This is a genomic window from Asaia prunellae JCM 25354, from assembly GCF_000613885.1.
Classification (GTDB): domain Bacteria; phylum Pseudomonadota; class Alphaproteobacteria; order Acetobacterales; family Acetobacteraceae; genus Asaia; species Asaia prunellae.
On record NZ_BAJV01000002.1, the window covers coordinates 80,721 to 95,792 of the forward strand.

Consider the following 15,072-nt stretch of genomic DNA (forward strand, 5'->3'; position numbering starts at 1 on the left):
CTCAGCGCAGTTTCAGCGTGGCGAGGCCAGCCAGACCGAGCAGGATCGAGACAATCCAGAAACGGATGACGATCTTGGGCTCCTGCCAGCCCTTCTTTTCGAAATGATGATGCAGGGGGGCCATCAGAAAGACGCGACGCTTTGTGCGCTTGTACCAGAAGACCTGAATCACGACCGAGAGGGTTTCGACCACGAACAGCCCGCCCACTATGCACAGCACCAGCTCATGCTTGACGGCCACAGCGACGGCGCCAAGCGCCCCCCCGAGCGAGAGCGAGCCCGTGTCGCCCATGAACACATCGGCGGGTGTAGCATTGAACCAGAGGAAACCGAGACCGGCGCCGATCAGCGCGGCGCAGAAAACCGCGAGTTCTCCCGTGCCGGGCACGAGATGCAGTTGCAGATAATCGGCAAAAACACGATTGCCGACCAGATAGGCTATCAGCGCGAAAACAAGGGCTGCGATCACCACAGGCACTATCGCCAGACCGTCGAGCCCGTCAGTGAAATTCACTGCATTGCCGAAGCCGGTCATGGTGAGCATGGCGAAAAGCGGAAAGGCGAAACCGAGCGGCAGCAGAAAGTCTTTCACAAAGGGAAAGGCTACCATGTTGCGCAGTTCCGGCGGCATCAGGCTTTCCATCCAGTATCCGGCAATCAGCGAAGCAGCAAACTCACTCCCCAGACGGGCGCGCTTGGAGAAACCAGCCGTATTGCGCTTGGAGAGCTTGAGATAGTCATCGGCAAAACCGACTGCACCGAAGGCCGCGGTGACGAACATGACAGCCCAGACGAAGCCATTGGTCAGATCAGCCAGAGCAGGGTGGACACGAAAAGCGCGATCAGGATCAGCATCCCCCCCATGGTGGGGGTACCGGCCTTCTCGAGAATATGCCGCTCGGGGCCGAGCGTACGTATGGGCTGCCCCTCACGCTGGATGCGTTTGAGCTGGGCGATAAACGGACGCCCGAAAACCAGCGAAATGACAAAAGCCGTCAGACAGGCCCCGCCAGAGCGGAAAGTCAGATAATGGAAGAGATTGAAAAAACCGCCATGGGTCGTGTCGTGAATGGCGATGAGATTGTAGAGCATCAGGCTTTCGCGCCCCCCGCAAGAAGAGGGGCGACAATGTCGCGCATGCGACTGCCAAGACTGCCTTTTACGAGAACCACGTCACCGGCTTTCAGATTGGATTGGACGATGGGGGCGAGAGATGCCGCGTCTGCTTGCCAGACGCCACGTTTTTCTTCTGCAAGAGCGTCAAAAACATGGCGCATATGTGGGCAACAACAAAACACCAGATCAGCATGGGCCATCAGATCCGGAACAAGGGAAAGATGCTCACGTTCGGCGAAATCCCCCAGCTCCCTGATGTCACCCAGCACAGCGACACGGCGCTTCGCGGGAATAAGGGAAAGAGTTTCCAGTGCCGCGCGTATGGAAAGGACGGAGGCATTATAACTTTCGTCGAGCAGCGCAGCTGTCCCGCCCAGTATCGGTTGTATCTGGCCTCGCCCGGCACTAGGGCGCCATAGAGAAAGTGCAGCAATGGCGGCATTGAGCGGCAGGCCGAGCGCGTGTAGTGTTGCAAGGGCAAGGGCAGCATTACGCACCAGATGGCGCCCTGGTGCATTCAGCGACACGTTCAGTCCGTTGAAAACAAAACTGGAGCCGTCGGGCGTTGTGACCAGATTGGTAAGATGGTCGTCCGCATCTTCCGAAAAACCGACATGACGCAGCCTGATCCCGGCTTTTTTCGAGACATTTCGGAAGATCGTATCCATGCCGGTATCATCAGGCACGATTGCTACACCATTTGCAGGAAGCGCTGCGATCAGATCCGATTTTTCTTCAGCAATTGCTTCTATGCTGCCCATATGGCCGAGATGTGAACTCCCGATCGTGGTGATGATGGCGACATCGGGACGCACCATGGCAGCCAGTGGTGCAATCTCTCCACGATGATTCATCCCAACTTCTGCCACGCAATATTCTGTCTTGCGCGGCATTCGGGCCAGGGTCAGCGGGACGCCCCAATGGTTATTGTAGGACGCAATGGCAGCATGGGTCGGACCGAGCGCGGAGAAGGCGCAATGTAGCATGTTCTTGGTGGTGGTCTTGCCCACCGAACCTGTCACGCCCACCATTCTGCTTGAAACGGGCGCGTGCCGCATGACCAAGAGCCTGCAATCCGATCATTGTATCGGCTACATGCAACAGGCGAGGGTCGTTGCTCGGCAATGACCGGTGGACCATGACGCAGGCTGCACCTTTCTCAAAAGCTGTTGCTATGTGAGCATGGCCGTCACTGTTCTCCCCAACAAGCGCGATGAAGAGATCGCCTTTTTCCAGAGTACGTGTGTCAATTGAAATGCCATTGACTGTCAGCTCGGCATCCAGACGACCCTGCGTTGCCTCACGCAGTTCTGTGCTGGTCCAGAGAGAGCTCATGTTGACGCTCCCGCCAGTTCACGGATGACGGCACGATCATCGAAAGGCGTAGTAATGCCCGCAATTGTCTGACCGCTTTCATGACCCTTGCCAGCCACCACAACTACATCGCCCGCCCGGGCCTCGGAAAGCGCTGTGGCGATAGCCGTGCGTCTGTCACCGATTTCGAGAGCATCAGGGCATGCGGCGCGTATCGCTGCGCGTATGACAGAGGGATCCTCGCTGCGAGGGTTGTCGTCTGTCACGATAGCCAGATCGGCAAGTTCAGCGGCTACCTGTCCCATGAGAGGGCGCTTGCCACGGTCGCGGTCACCTCCTGCGCCAAATACAACAATCAGCCGGTTCTGCGCGTGAGGACGCAGGCTATGGAGCAGATGGGCGAGGGCATCAGGGGTATGGGCGTAATCGACGTAAATACCAGCTCCATGATCGAGCGTGACGGCTAGTTCGGCACGACCTCGCACACCACCGAGTTCGGGAATGAGGTCGAGTACAGAGCGCGCCTGTGAATCCTCTTCCCAGGCGAGAGCTGCTGCAAGCAGAACATTATCAATCTGGAAACGCCCGGTCAGAGCAAGTTCGTAGTCGGGGAGTGTGACGCCGTGGAGTGCGAGCGATACAATCTGACCATGTGGCAGGGGCGTCGCGCGCAAGAGCCTGATGGTTTCACCCTGTTTGCCCACACTGCGCGACCGTAATCTGCGCGCCTGCACCACATCGCGCAGGATCGAGACTGTCTCTGCTTCCATATCGGCATTCAGCGCAGCAATGGCGCCTTCCGGGAGAAGCTCTGTAAAAAGCCTGAGTTTGGCAGCACGATAGGACTCCATCGTGCCGTGATAATCGAGATGGTCCCGCGTGAGATTGCTGAACCCGCCTGCACTCAGGGTTACGCCATCGAGACGATGCTGATCGAGCCCATGCGAGGAGGCTTCAAGAGCCACATGATCCACACCGGCAGATTGGAGGCGAGCGAGACTTTGTACCAGAGAGACAGCATCAGGTGTTGTCAGGGGAGGTGGGGCTGCGACCGGGATATCACTGATCAGGCCGAGTGTACCAATACTGGCTGAAGGCGCTCCTCTCAGAGACCAGAGCTGACGCAGGAAATCTGCTGCGCTGCTTTTGCCATTTGTTCCCGTGACAGCGGCAATATGTCGTGGCTGGGGGCCTGCCAGAATCTGTGCAATGACGGCCAGGCTATGACGCGGTGTCGGGACCGTAAGTCCGGGGACGGGAAGTCCGTCCTGTATCTGTGTCCCATCGGGCAGGAGCAGGGCTGCGGCTCCCTGCGCCAGAGCCTGGGGAATAAATCTGGCGCCATCCTGGGCGACACCAGGCAGGGCTGCAAAGATCATGCCTGATGAAATCTGGCGGCTATCGGCGGTGATCCCGGTAATTTCAGGGTCGACGGCCAAGGTCGGGCCTGTCAGACCGGCCCGGTGCAGAAGAGCAGAAAGGCGCATGACTCAGCCTCGTTCGGGGGAGTGGCGTAAGCTACGTTCGGATGCCTTGGTAGCAAGTCGAGCAGCTTTTTCGGCGGCCTTGGCAGCGGCCTTTTCCTGTTTTTCTTTTTGGGCCGCAATACGTGGATCGCCCGGGTCGTTGCCGGGGCCGAGTGCACGCTTGCCCGGTGGAATCCCGGGTTCAAGCGGGATTGCCATTTCAGCATCGATTTTTGCAGCATTCTTTGTATCAGGGAACATGCCGAGCATCGGACCGATACGCGCAATCAGCTTGCCGGCGGCTGGCGTTGCGTTCCAGCCGGATGTCACAAACCCATGGGTCTTGGGTGTCGGATGTGGTGAATCGAGCATGAGATAGACTGCATAACGCGGCGCATTCATCGGAAAGATCGAGGTGAAGGCCGATATATTGACGTGTTTCAGATAGCGCCCATTGGGCCCGACTTTCTCAGCTGTGCCGGTTTTGCCGCCGACAAAATAGCCAGCGACCTCAGCATTGCGGGCTGTCCCCTGTGTTACGTCAAGACGCAGCATCTTGCGAATGAGCTTCGAGTTCTCTTCTGATATCACGCGTAGCCCTTCCGGTGCAGGGGAAGGAGATGGGGCGTCACTGGAAGTATTGCTGGTGTTGTCCGGTCTGAAAGCTGCAGGCACGACCGGCGCGGCTGGTGATGCTGTGCCTGGGGTGTTGTCCGGTGGCAAGGTCCCGTTATCAGGCTTGGCTGCTTCGTCTTGCTCCCGCGCGAGAAGGGTGGGTTTTATCAGAATTCCCCCGTTTACTGTCGCAGCTGTGCCCCGGACGATGGCGAGGGGTGATTCGGCTACACCGTGGCCAAACCCGACGGTCATGACTGTTGAAATTCCCCAGTTTTTGGAGGAAGGCACAATGGGACGGCCAGCTTCTGGCAACTCGACAGGAACCCGGCTCAAGAACCCCAGATTGCGCAGCCAGTCCTGTTGTCTTTTGGCGCCGACATCGAGCGCAATATGGGCGGCAGCCGGATTGGATGATTTGGCGAGTACGTTGGGCAAGGCAAGCCAGGGCGCAAAATGGTCGGATTTGATATCAGAGATGGTGAAACGGCCAATATGGATCGGTATGGTTGAAAAACGATCCCAGATATGGGCGACACCATATTCGATTGCCATAGCAGCTGTCTGGAGCTTGAACGTCGATCCTGGTTCATACATGCCGGTCACGGCCCGGTTGAACCGGGAGTCCGCAGGTGCATGACCGAAATCATTGGCATCATAATCGGGGAGACTCACCATTGAGATGATTTCCCCCGTATTGACATCCATTACGATAGAAGCCGCCCCGATTGCCTGAAATTCGTCCATTGCGGCCTGGGTTACTTCGCGTGCAACAGCCTGGATACGCACATCAAGCGAAAGGCGCAGCGGCGTGCGGTCCTTGGTCAGGCGCTCGTTGAAGAAGCGTTCAATCCCGGCCACACCATGGTCATCAATATCTACGCCACCCAGAATCTGGGCTGCGGTACGACCCAGTGGATAATGACGACGCTCACTTGCTTCAAAATAGATGCCTGGAATTCCGAGGTTATTAATCGCGATTTCCTGCACCGGGGAAATATCGCGAGCGATATAGACAAATTGTTTCTTGAGTGAGAGGCGCCGCGTTGTTTCGGCCTCGTCGAGCTGTGGCAGGACGCTTTTCAGTTTCCTGGCAGCGTCAGCAGCGTCGATCAGCTCCATCGGGTTGGCGTAGACCTGAGCTACCGGCAGAGAAAGAGCAAGAGTCTGGCCGTTACGATCAATAATACTCGCACGGTGCACATCAGGCAGCGCGAAATCACCCGCAATCTGCCCTTTGGGGTCACTTTTGGGAATTTCAGGCACCTGAGACGCAATCTGGCGCTTCTCCGGTGCCATGGGCATGAACACCGTTGCAAGGCTCAACTTGGCTGCAACCATACCAAACAGAAGCAGAAAGCCGAGTCCGACACCAATCAGCCTCGTATGCATCTGATCCAGCGATGCTCTGATGCGTTTCGGGCTTCTGCTTTCAGGGCGCGAGGGCGCACCGTCGGTATGGCCCGACCTTTTCGGGGGAGGAGTCCTGCCAACCATTGTCAGCCGCTTTCATATCCGCTCAATTGGCGATTGGCATGGGCGGTGGCAGTGCATCACCATAGCCTGCGAGAGAAGATGATGATCCTGAGTCACTCTGGACGTGACGTGATTTGGGAGGCTGAATGGCAATGTCGACATTCTGTCGTGTAGCATGGGCCGTGGCGACTGCACGAGGATTACGCCACGACGTTGCAGCTGTCGCCTGGGGACGATCGCCGCGGAACGTTGCCAGTCGGACAGTAGGATCGGCATCACTGCCATTTTGTGTTTCGTGAGGCCGGGACGTAGCGTGGACAACAGCGTCATAGCGGCGATTATGATGCGTCGTCTGGCCGAGTTCGTCTGAAACCACATGACTGTGATTGTTCTGCTGCGCCAGTTCGAGCGCGGGGCGGGCAGGTGGGATTTGCCGGTTGGCACGCGGTGTCACAGTCGGTCGTGCCGGGTGTGGCGTTGTCGCGGCCAATGTTACATGGGGGGCAGGGATAGCCGGTGTGGACGCTTTGGCAGATGGCGGATGGCGACGCACAGCATCGGCACTGGCCATAAGCGCGGGCGTATCCTCATGAACAGCCTTGGGTTTCTGCTCGACTGGCTTCTGTTCGGGCGTGATCTGATGCTGAACCAGAGGTGCAGGCGCGTTGGAAACCGCAATGCTCAGGCTCTCGCGCGGATCATGAAAGGCTGGTCTCGTGCTGGGGGCAGGCAAGGCGTCGATCATGTTGGCCAGACGTACATATTGTGTGGGCGCCATGGGGTGAAGCTGGCCGAGAAAACGCGTTGAAAGGGCACTCAGTCGATCAGGCTGGTTCAGCAATGCCCATTGCGTACGCAGCATGGCAGTCTGGGATCGTACACGCTCCGTCTTCTGGACCACGGCCGTAATATGCTGATCGAGTACGGTCGTTTCATGCTTCTTGGTGTAAAGAAACATTCCCGAGCCACCAGCGAGAAGCGCACAAAGGATTGTAAAAGGCCGGATCATGAGCGAGACCCCCTAAAAGAGGCTGAAGGTGCGGTACGAAGCAGACTGCGTAGCTTGGCGCTGCGTGAGCGGGGATTGCGACGGATCTCTTCTTCTGAGGCGAGAACCGGTCGCGTGTGAGGCAGAACGAAATCAGGAGCGATAAAACGCTCCGTCATGGGTTCGTGTCTTGAGGGACGGCTGACGCGTCCGGCGGCCTGGGCAAGGGCACGCTTGACCAGACGGTCTTCAAGCGAATGAAAAGTGACAATAACCAGCCTGCCACCTTCGGCCAGCAGACCGGGAGCCGTGTCCAGCGCGCGCTGCAATTCGCCCAGCTCGTCATTTACGGCAATGCGCAGCGCCTGAAAGGTGCGTGTGGCCGGATGAATGCCTGTTTTGTCAGGGCGTACGACGCTGCGGACGATATCAGCCAGACGTGCTGTCGTACGGATCGGTTCTTCGGCACGGGCGCGAATGATGGCAGCGGCGATACGACGCGACATGCGATCTTCACCGTAATGATAGATGATGTCAGCCAGTTCGTCGGCTTCAGCCTCGTTGACCAGATCAGCGGCAGAGCGGCCTGACTGCGACATGCGCATGTCAAGTGGCCCATCATGGCGGAAGGAGAAGCCACGCTCTGCCTCATCAATCTGGTAGGAAGAGACGCCAATATCCAGAACGATTCCGTCGAAAGGTGCTTCATCGGCCAGAAGCTCGCCCATTGCGCCGAATGTGCCAGGCACGGTGACCAGTTTGCGAGAAGGCGCTCTGGATTCGAGGTCAGCCGAAAGCGCCAGGGCACGGGCGATCGCCGTGGGGTCGCGGTCTATTCCCCAGACCGTACACGCGGCATGGCTGAGCATGCCGCGTGTGTAGCCGCCACCGCCAAAGGTGCCATCAATATAGCGTCCGCCATCATGGGGACTGAGGGCATCGAGTATTTCCGCCAGCATGACAGGAACATGCCCCGGATCGTGATCCATCAGCAGGGCAAGGGGCGTAATCGCGTTCATGATGCCTTTTCCCCTGGGGCTGCATTCGGTCGGGTGGTCATGCGGCGTGCGCGCATGCGGGCTTCTTCGCGGCGCTTTGCGCCAGCCTCGGGCTCCCAGATCTGAAAGACGCGGCCAAGGCCCATAAAGGAGACCTCATCCAGCAGGTTGGCGTGACGCTTGAGCACATCCGGCAGGATAATGCGCCCCTCCTTGTCAGCATCGATCGGGTAGGCATCCGCATAGAGGCTTGCCGCGAGATCGTCATGGTCGTCGGAAAAGATGTCGAGCGAGTTAACTGGCCCGGCAAGTGTAGCAAAAGCAGCACTCGGCCAAGCTTCGATGCAGGGATGGAGATGGGAGGGACGCAGAATGACCAGGCTTTCGTCAGGCTGTGCCTGCGCCCGAAGGGCAGCGCGAAAGGATGCGGGAATGGACACGCGGCCCTTGGCGTCGAAACGGTTCTGATGCGTGCCAAGAAACACACTCACGCCGTTCGATGCCTCCTCTGCGCTATGGAGCAATTACACAAGACGTTTCGTGCCCGGAGCGGGACATAACCGCTTGCTGTATGTCTGAAGGGACCATCCGGGACGAGTTTGGGATACCATGGGATTTCATGGGGCGTCAAACAATTCGCTGAAAAAAACGGCGAAATTCCGGGTTTTTTTTCAGATATACCAATATAGTGTTCTTATTATGTTCTCGTTTTAATGATGAGCAAAGTCCCAGTGATGCATTATTCAGGGTTTTTGTTATGTTCTTATTAAGGCATCAATTGCCATAATTGCGGCATCATTGTGGTAATCTGAAAAGTTAGTGACTTCTCTTTATCGACAAATAACAAGATATTTTGTCCTGAATATTCTTTTTTCCGGCAATAAAGCATCATGATTTGCCATTTCTGATGCAATGCTTCGAGTAGACGACACACTCTTCCTCGGAAGATATGATTTCGGATCGGGAATAATGTCAGACGGTCTGTAAGCCGGGTTCTGTCCGCCAATGGCGAGGCGATCATTCCTCTGGGACCGGTCTTGCAACCGGCCTCACGCAACCAACCCGAATGACAAGGCGGGAGAGCCTCTGATCCCATCCCGTAAGAGACGGATCCGCCATTCCTATTCGGTCTTGCTCCCGATGGGGTTTGCCCTGCCTCCCGCGTTACCGAAGGAGCGGTGCGCTCTTACCGCACCGTTTCACCCTTGCCTGCAGCCCGAAAGCCTGGCAGGCGGTTTGTTTTCTGTGGCACTTTCCCTAGGGTCACCCCCGCCGGCCGTTAGCCGGCATCGTTCTCCCGTGGAGCCCGGACTTTCCTCCATCGCGTCGGTTCGCACCAACGCCACAGCGATCGCCCGACCGTCTGACGGGCGCAACCTGACCGATGCCTGGTGCGGGGTCAAGCCGCACCAGTGGATTTTCTCGTCAGGCTTTCACAAGTCTGCCACGAAGATTGGGCGGGGTTACCTTCTTGGTCAGATGGCTTGACATTCAATGATGATGGCAGATTGCGGCGGCATTCTTGGTAGAAACAGGCCGACTTCGTTAAGGATGGCGCCCTCCATTTCAAGACCTTTATCCAGAAGGGTCTCCTGCATGTCGGATGGTCGCCGTGCCTGCAGTTGCTGTGGTGCGGGGAGCGTGAGACGGTAGCGGATGGCATCGGACAGGCCTGGCAAACGGATAAGTGCAGGAAGATGAACCTGCGGCCAATCACGCTGCGCAATGAGGAAAATTCCTGTGCGACTATCGTGGCTTGTAACCCCCCGTATGACGCGTGCAGACGTGTCCTCACCGAACTGCGCCAGACCTGCATGCAGAACAGACCTCAGTCTTTTATACAGAATGATCCATTGTCTGAGCCGCTCGCTTTCCTCGGCTGTCAGATGCATCGGGTTGAGTTCAAGACCAAGATGTCCGAACAAGGCGATAGCTGCCCTGAAATCGAGCGACGTTTCCCGTTTGTCGAGCCAGTTCGGGCTCGCCGAAATATGACAGCCAGTAATTTCTGGCGGCAGAAAATGCCAGGCTTGTCCCTGCATACGCAGGCGATCAACGGCCGAGGTATTATCAGATAACCATACGCGCTGGGTATGTGCGATGGCCCCCCAGTCGGCACGACCGCCTCCCGAGGCGCAACTCTCGATTTCCAGTGTCGGGTGCGCCGCATGCAGGCGATCCCATAAAGTATAGACCGCGATGACCTGCGCACGATAGGCGGCGCGTCCTCGACTGTCCGAGGCATCAAGCAGGTCGCGATTGAAATCCCATTTGATATAATCAATCCGCCATTCAGTGACCTGTTTCCTGATCGTCTCGAACAGCCATTTCGAGACCTCCGGCCGTGAAATATCGAGCACAACCTGGTCCCGCGACGTCAGTAATGGTCGCCCACGACTATGCAGGACCCAGTCAGGATGAGCGCGATAGAGATCGCTGTCCGGATTAACCATTTCGGGTTCGTACCATAATCCGAATTCCATGCCCCTTGCATGAGCATAGTCTGATAGGGGGCGCAGACCGTTCGGAAAAATAGTGGACGCGGCTTTCCAGTCACCCAGGCCCAGGCGATCGCTACGTCGTGCACCAAACCACCCGTCGTCGAGCACAAAGCGTTCGACGCCCAGCCGCGACGCTGCATCAATCTGACTACGCAGATGCGACTCTTCGAGTGCGAAGCCATTGCCCTCCCATGAATTCAGTAATACGGGGCGTGGCTTCATGCGGCCAGAAGGCCAGCGCAACAGGGTGCGTCTTGCGAAGCTCTGGCAGGCTTGTGCAATCCCCGTGCGGCCAGCGGGAGAAAACACGGCGTAGGACGGGGCTGGTCGATAGGTTTCACCTGCAGCCAGGATTATCTCTCCCGGATAGAGATACTCGCTGGCAGAGACGCGATAGCGACTGTCTTCCATACGTTCGGCTGTAAGATGATGTCCTCCGCTCCAGCCCAGCAGGACGGCCCAGGCCTCTCCCTCATTTTCCGTGGTCGCCGCTGTCGTGGCGATGAGGGCAGGAAAATGGTCGTGGGAACGGTTGCGTCGGCTTTCGATGATGAGGCCGCCCTGTATCAGCGGCTGCGTGGACGCGCCAAATTCTGCCGTCCAGGCACCATGCATTACCGTAAAAACCCCGGCCTGTTCCGGAAGCAGGAATGCTCCTGACACAAAGCGCTCAACCTCTAACGGTGTATCGCCTTTATTGGTCAGGGCATATTGTGTTGTCAGGACATCCTGATCATCCAGCGAGACACGCAGGCTGACACTCAGGGCGCAGACCTCGTCTTGTGCGTCGATCGTCACGGTGCCGGGCTGCCGATGTATTGCTGTAATCGTAAATTCTGCTGTCCAGTTCGTGCCGTCCTGTCGACACGCGACAAGCCCGGGCATGTCGAAATTCCAACTGCCTAGCGTATCAAGCAGCGTAATGGAGGGGCGCCACTGGTCCGGGCCATTTTCAGGTGTTTCAGGAGCGCGTGCAGCGAAAATGTCTTCTGCCGGCAGATGATCAGGGAGGCGCTTCCCCCAATAGGCTATTTCCGGCAATCCGGTTCTGCGGGCAATCAGAAGCAAGGTCGCCTTAGTCCCATCCAGGCGGATCAGGCCAGTCGGGTATGTCTGACCGTCTCCTGCCCGTTCCTGTTTCGGGATAGCCGGAGGATGAAACGGGAGCGAGGATGAGGCATGCGGGGCACCGCCGGGGGAATTTGCAGTAGCTGACCCCGCTTTTGCAGCGGCGCGGGCTTCGCCGCCTATAAAAGGTATGGCGCCTGCCATGCCCAGAATCTTCCAGGCATTGCGGCGTGTCAGTCGCGGTGACGAGGCATTTTCGGTCATGGATTATGTCTCTCCTCCCGTTTGCTCTCACCGCTATGAAGCTAGACTGTTATCGGAGAAACAAAAGTAACTTGGCTGTGTCGGAGCTGCCTTTTGTGACGAGGCGGTTTTTCTGTTCGTCTGTTTTCGGTTTTGCGGCTGTCCCGCGTGCCGGAGAACAGATTCTGTCAAACTTGGCCATTCGTGGCAGGAGATCTACTTTTTCTGCCAAGGGTCACATTTCCCTGGATAAGAGAATGGTTGGAGCCGTAATTTCAGTGCATGACCGATTTTCCTGTTTCCCGTCCCGGCTGGCTGTATCGCCTTTTTCTGCACTGGCTCAGGAAGGCGGCCAAGGGACAGGACGGGTTACCCCTGCCACAAAGCCTGACGCCGGAATCCCTTGCTGCGCTCCGGCGTATGACTGGCATGCCGAGCTTTCCCCAGCGGCTTTCTTCATTGCAGATCAGGAGATGGTCATCCCTGTCTGTGCCTTGCGGCAATCATTTTCGTCCGGCGAGGCTTTATCGCCCCCGCGGGAAGGTGACAGGACTTGTGCTTTTTCTGCATGGGGGAGGATTCGTTCATTGCGATCTGGTTTCCCATCACGCATCTGTTGCCGTTTGGCGCGTCATTCAGGAGCCATGGTACTTTCCCTTGATTATCGTCTTGCGCCTGAAGCCCCTTTTCCTGCGGCTGTAGAGGATAGCTGGGCGGCCCTTCTCTGGCTGAACGACCAGGCCAGAAAATCAGGCCTGTCTCTCGCTGTCTGTGGAGACAGTGCAGGGGGTAACCTGGCCGCTGTGCTGGCGCTGCGGGCCAGGGATCGGGGTCTGGCTGCATTGGTCGGTCAGATGCTTTATTATCCTGCTGTCAGTGGCTTGTGGTCTCCTTCCAGCAGGGAAGTCTTTGCGGAAGGCTATATGCTGACGGCGCGTCTTCTTGACTGGTATGGAAGACAATATGTCCGGGATGACAGGGAGATGCTTGACCCGGATTTTGCTCCTGTCTTTGCCAGGGACTTGGCCGCTCTGGCCCCTGCCATGATTGTCACTGCAGGTTTTGATCCGTTGCGGGGGGAGGGGGAGCTTTATACACGTTTACTAAGGGAAGCCGGGGTGAGCGTGAGGCTGATCTGCTTTCCTCGTGCAATCCATGGATTTCTGAATTTTTATGCGGCTCTTGTTGACGGAAGGCGCGCTCTTCGTCTCGGGGGACGTTTTCTGAGAGACTGTCTTGCTGCCGGTAGCAAGCGGAGACACAGCACACAGGCATGAAGAAAGCCGGGATGGGAACCCGGCTTTCCTCTTATTGCTGAGTCATTGCGTGAAAACGGCCAGGAGAACCCTGATCCGTCGCCAGCAGACGGTCGGCCCTGTTCACCTTGATCGTGAAGAGCCGGTTGAATGTACCCGGCTGACCGGGGCAACCATCATTGGTGCGCTGCATGAAATCGACCCGCGTTGCTTCCGGTGGGTCGTTTCCGTTGATAATCGGTACCAGGCATTTGCCGGGGACGTCAGTCATACCGTTATGTGTCACCATGACGCGCAGATGTTCGACCAGCTTGGTGTTGTCGAACCAGGCCAGACGATCAAACTGTATCTTGTCTGCCGCCTGGTCCAGCCATCCCATTTTCATGACAACAACAGCCAGAAGAGAGGCTGGTACCAGTACGATCAGACGACGCAGAAGATGTTGCTTGAGCGTGCGTGGTTTGCGACGCCCTGAGCCAAGCTTTGGAGCGCCGGATCGGGATGTTGTTTTCGGATCGGATGCCAAGGGAGTGCCTTATTCCATTTCTTCGTGCCAGATCTGTCCGTCACGGGCCAGCATCTGACGCGCTTCCTCAGGTCCCCAGCTGCCAGCGGCATACTGCGCCATGGGCACCTCGTTCCTGCCCCAGGCATTCATGACCGGAGCGACCCATTTCCATGCGGCTTCAACCTCGTCACGACGAATGAAGAGGACCGGATAGCCACGTACGGCATCAAGCAGCAGGCGCTCATAGGCATCTGGATAGCGAACGGCAAATTCACGTTCGAAACTGACGTCCATATCGGTCTCCCAGAGGCCGAAATCATCGTCCATAGGGTTCTTGACGCTGAAGCGGTAAGACAGGCCTTCATCCGGCTGGATGCGAATGACGAGGACATTCTTTTCAGGCCGGGAGGGAAAGAGCTCGGTTGCGGACGCCTTGAACGTCACAACGATCTCGCTGACCTTTGCCTTCAGACGTTTCGCAGAGCGGATATAGAAGGGGACGTTCTTCCAGCGCGGCGTGTCGATTTCGGCGCGCAGCGCGACATAGGTCTCGGTATTGCTCTCATGACCCAGTTCATCGAGATAGCCATCGACCTTGGCTCCCTTGATGCTGCCTTTCGTGTACTGGGCGCGTACCGTACTGGTTTTGAGGGTTTTTTCATCGAGCGGGACAAGCGATTTGAGAACCGTCACCTTGGCATCACGTACGTCATCGGCCTGAAGCGATGCCGGTTTTTCCATGGCAACGAGGCAAAGCACCTGAAGCAGATGGTTCTGCACCATATCGCGCAGGGCACCGGAATTGTCGTAATACGCCGCGCGTCCTTCAACGCCAACGACTTCGCCAGCCGTGATCTGCACGGATTCAATATGTTCGGCTGACCAGACCGCTTCAAAAAGCGGATTGGCAAAGCGCAGGGCAATCACGTTCTGGACGGTTTCCTTGCCCAGATAGTGATCAATACGGAAAACGTTGTTTTCCTTGAAATACTGGCCGACGCCTTCGTTGATCTCTTCAGCTGTTTTCAGATCAATACCGATCGGCTTTTCGAGCACGACACGGCTGTCGTCGGTGACAAGCCCTTCCTGGTGCAGGTTTTTCGAGATCGCACCATAGAGATCAGGGGCGGTCGCATAGTAGAACACGCGCACATGCTCTTCGGCCTTATGGCTCAGTACCTCGCGCAGTCCTTCCCAGTTGCTGTCCGGCTTGGAACCGTCAAGGCTTACATAATGAACCATTTCCAGAAAGCGATCGACGGTGTCCTCGTCGAAATCATCGCTCTTAACGAAGCGCTTCAGGGCATCCCTGGCACGTGTCTGGTATTCGCTGCGCTTGAGAGGGGAGCGCGCCGTACCGATAATGCGGGCCGTATCCGGTACCTGCCCCATGGTAAGACGATAATAAAGGGCGGGAAGCAATTTGCGCATGGTCAAATCGCCGGTGGCGCCAAAAATGACGTAATCGAAAGGGGCGACCTGGTGGCAATTGGTCATCGGCCTGGCTCTCCGGTTCTCGATGG

General features: G+C 57.1%; 10 protein-coding genes, 1 other RNA gene and 2 pseudogenes. 2 read left to right on the forward strand and 11 right to left on the reverse strand.

Going from position 1 to position 15,072, the window contains the following annotated elements; genetic code table 11:
• Position 1: 1 nt before the first annotated feature.
• From mraY to JCM25354_RS01845, 9 genes and pseudogenes are all read right to left on the reverse strand, one after another.
• Positions 2 to 1,092: pseudogene (gene mraY, locus JCM25354_RS15910) on the reverse strand (phospho-N-acetylmuramoyl-pentapeptide-transferase).
• Positions 1,092 to 2,451: pseudogene (locus JCM25354_RS15915) on the reverse strand (UDP-N-acetylmuramoyl-tripeptide--D-alanyl-D-alanine ligase). The pseudogenes mraY and JCM25354_RS15915 overlap by 1 nt, the downstream one beginning before the upstream one ends.
• Positions 2,448 to 3,917, reverse strand: coding sequence for a UDP-N-acetylmuramoyl-L-alanyl-D-glutamate--2,6-diaminopimelate ligase (locus JCM25354_RS01810; RefSeq protein ID WP_025884744.1), 1,470 nt, complete (start codon positions 3,915 to 3,917; stop codon positions 2,448 to 2,450). Before JCM25354_RS01810 ends, JCM25354_RS15915 begins: the two are co-directional and overlap by 4 nt.
• A gap of 3 nt (positions 3,918 to 3,920) precedes the next feature.
• A complete protein-coding gene (locus JCM25354_RS01815; protein ID WP_025884745.1) occupies positions 3,921 to 5,903 on the reverse strand; it encodes a peptidoglycan D,D-transpeptidase FtsI family protein in 1,983 nt (660 codons plus the stop codon).
• A gap of 127 nt (positions 5,904 to 6,030) precedes the next feature.
• Positions 6,031 to 6,996: a cell division protein FtsL gene (gene ftsL / locus JCM25354_RS01820; protein WP_025884746.1), complete on the reverse strand. Its 966-nt coding sequence runs from the start codon at positions 6,994 to 6,996 to the stop codon at positions 6,031 to 6,033.
• Positions 6,993 to 7,994: a 16S rRNA (cytosine(1402)-N(4))-methyltransferase RsmH gene (gene rsmH / locus JCM25354_RS01825; RefSeq protein WP_025884747.1), complete on the reverse strand. Its 1,002-nt coding sequence runs from the start codon at positions 7,992 to 7,994 to the stop codon at positions 6,993 to 6,995. Before rsmH ends, ftsL begins: the two co-directional genes overlap by 4 nt.
• On the reverse strand, positions 7,991 to 8,464 hold the full coding sequence (gene mraZ, locus JCM25354_RS01830; protein ID WP_025884748.1) for a division/cell wall cluster transcriptional repressor MraZ: 474 nt from the start codon (positions 8,462 to 8,464) through the stop codon (positions 7,991 to 7,993). Before mraZ ends, rsmH begins: the two co-directional genes overlap by 4 nt.
• A gap of 477 nt (positions 8,465 to 8,941) precedes the next feature.
• An RNA gene (rnpB, locus tag JCM25354_RS19770) (RNase P RNA component class A) lies at positions 8,942 to 9,340 on the reverse strand.
• A gap of 108 nt (positions 9,341 to 9,448) precedes the next feature.
• On the reverse strand, positions 9,449 to 11,806 hold the full coding sequence (locus JCM25354_RS01845; RefSeq protein WP_025884750.1) for an alpha-galactosidase: 2,358 nt from the start codon (positions 11,804 to 11,806) through the stop codon (positions 9,449 to 9,451).
• A gap of 261 nt (positions 11,807 to 12,067) precedes the next feature.
• On the opposite strand from JCM25354_RS01845, the gene JCM25354_RS21920 reads away from it, so the two are divergent.
• Together JCM25354_RS21920 and JCM25354_RS21925 are read left to right on the forward strand one after the other, a co-directional pair.
• Positions 12,068 to 12,487, forward strand: coding sequence for an alpha/beta hydrolase family protein (locus tag JCM25354_RS21920; RefSeq protein WP_243443829.1), 420 nt, complete (start codon positions 12,068 to 12,070; stop codon positions 12,485 to 12,487).
• Positions 12,430 to 13,062 carry an alpha/beta hydrolase gene (locus JCM25354_RS21925; RefSeq protein WP_243443830.1) on the forward strand — a complete coding sequence of 211 codons (633 nt, stop codon included), beginning with the start codon at positions 12,430 to 12,432 and terminating at the stop codon, positions 13,060 to 13,062. The genes JCM25354_RS21920 and JCM25354_RS21925 overlap by 58 nt, the downstream gene beginning before the upstream one ends.
• A gap of 31 nt (positions 13,063 to 13,093) precedes the next feature.
• Here the strand turns inward: JCM25354_RS21925 and JCM25354_RS01860 are convergent, their stop codons facing one another.
• Together JCM25354_RS01860 and zwf are read right to left on the reverse strand one after the other, a co-directional pair.
• Positions 13,094 to 13,567 carry a hypothetical protein gene (locus JCM25354_RS01860; protein WP_025884751.1) on the reverse strand — a complete coding sequence of 158 codons (474 nt, stop codon included), beginning with the start codon at positions 13,565 to 13,567 and terminating at the stop codon, positions 13,094 to 13,096.
• Between the two features lie 9 nt (positions 13,568 to 13,576).
• Complete coding sequence (zwf, locus tag JCM25354_RS01865; protein WP_025884752.1) at positions 13,577 to 15,046, reverse strand: glucose-6-phosphate dehydrogenase; 1,470 nt, start codon at positions 15,044 to 15,046, stop codon at positions 13,577 to 13,579.
• Between the last annotated feature and the right edge of the window lie 26 nt (positions 15,047 to 15,072).

Excerpts from the sequence above, each read along its gene's own strand:
- JCM25354_RS01810 (WP_025884744.1), bottom strand. The coding sequence starts at position 3,917 with ATGCGCCTTTCTGCTCTTCTGCACCGGGCCGGTCTGACAGGCCCGACC.
- JCM25354_RS01815 (WP_025884745.1), bottom strand. The coding sequence starts at position 5,903 with ATGCATACGAGGCTGATTGGTGTCGGACTCGGCTTTCTGCTTCTGTTT.
- ftsL (WP_025884746.1), bottom strand. The coding sequence starts at position 6,996 with ATGATCCGGCCTTTTACAATCCTTTGTGCGCTTCTCGCTGGTGGCTCG.
- rsmH (WP_025884747.1), bottom strand. The coding sequence starts at position 7,994 with ATGAACGCGATTACGCCCCTTGCCCTGCTGATGGATCACGATCCGGGG.
- JCM25354_RS01845 (WP_025884750.1), bottom strand. The coding sequence starts at position 11,806 with ATGACCGAAAATGCCTCGTCACCGCGACTGACACGCCGCAATGCCTGG.
- JCM25354_RS21920 (WP_243443829.1), top strand. The coding sequence starts at position 12,068 with ATGACCGATTTTCCTGTTTCCCGTCCCGGCTGGCTGTATCGCCTTTTT.
- JCM25354_RS21925 (WP_243443830.1), top strand. The coding sequence starts at position 12,430 with ATGGTACTTTCCCTTGATTATCGTCTTGCGCCTGAAGCCCCTTTTCCT.
- zwf (WP_025884752.1), bottom strand. The coding sequence starts at position 15,046 with ATGACCAATTGCCACCAGGTCGCCCCTTTCGATTACGTCATTTTTGGC.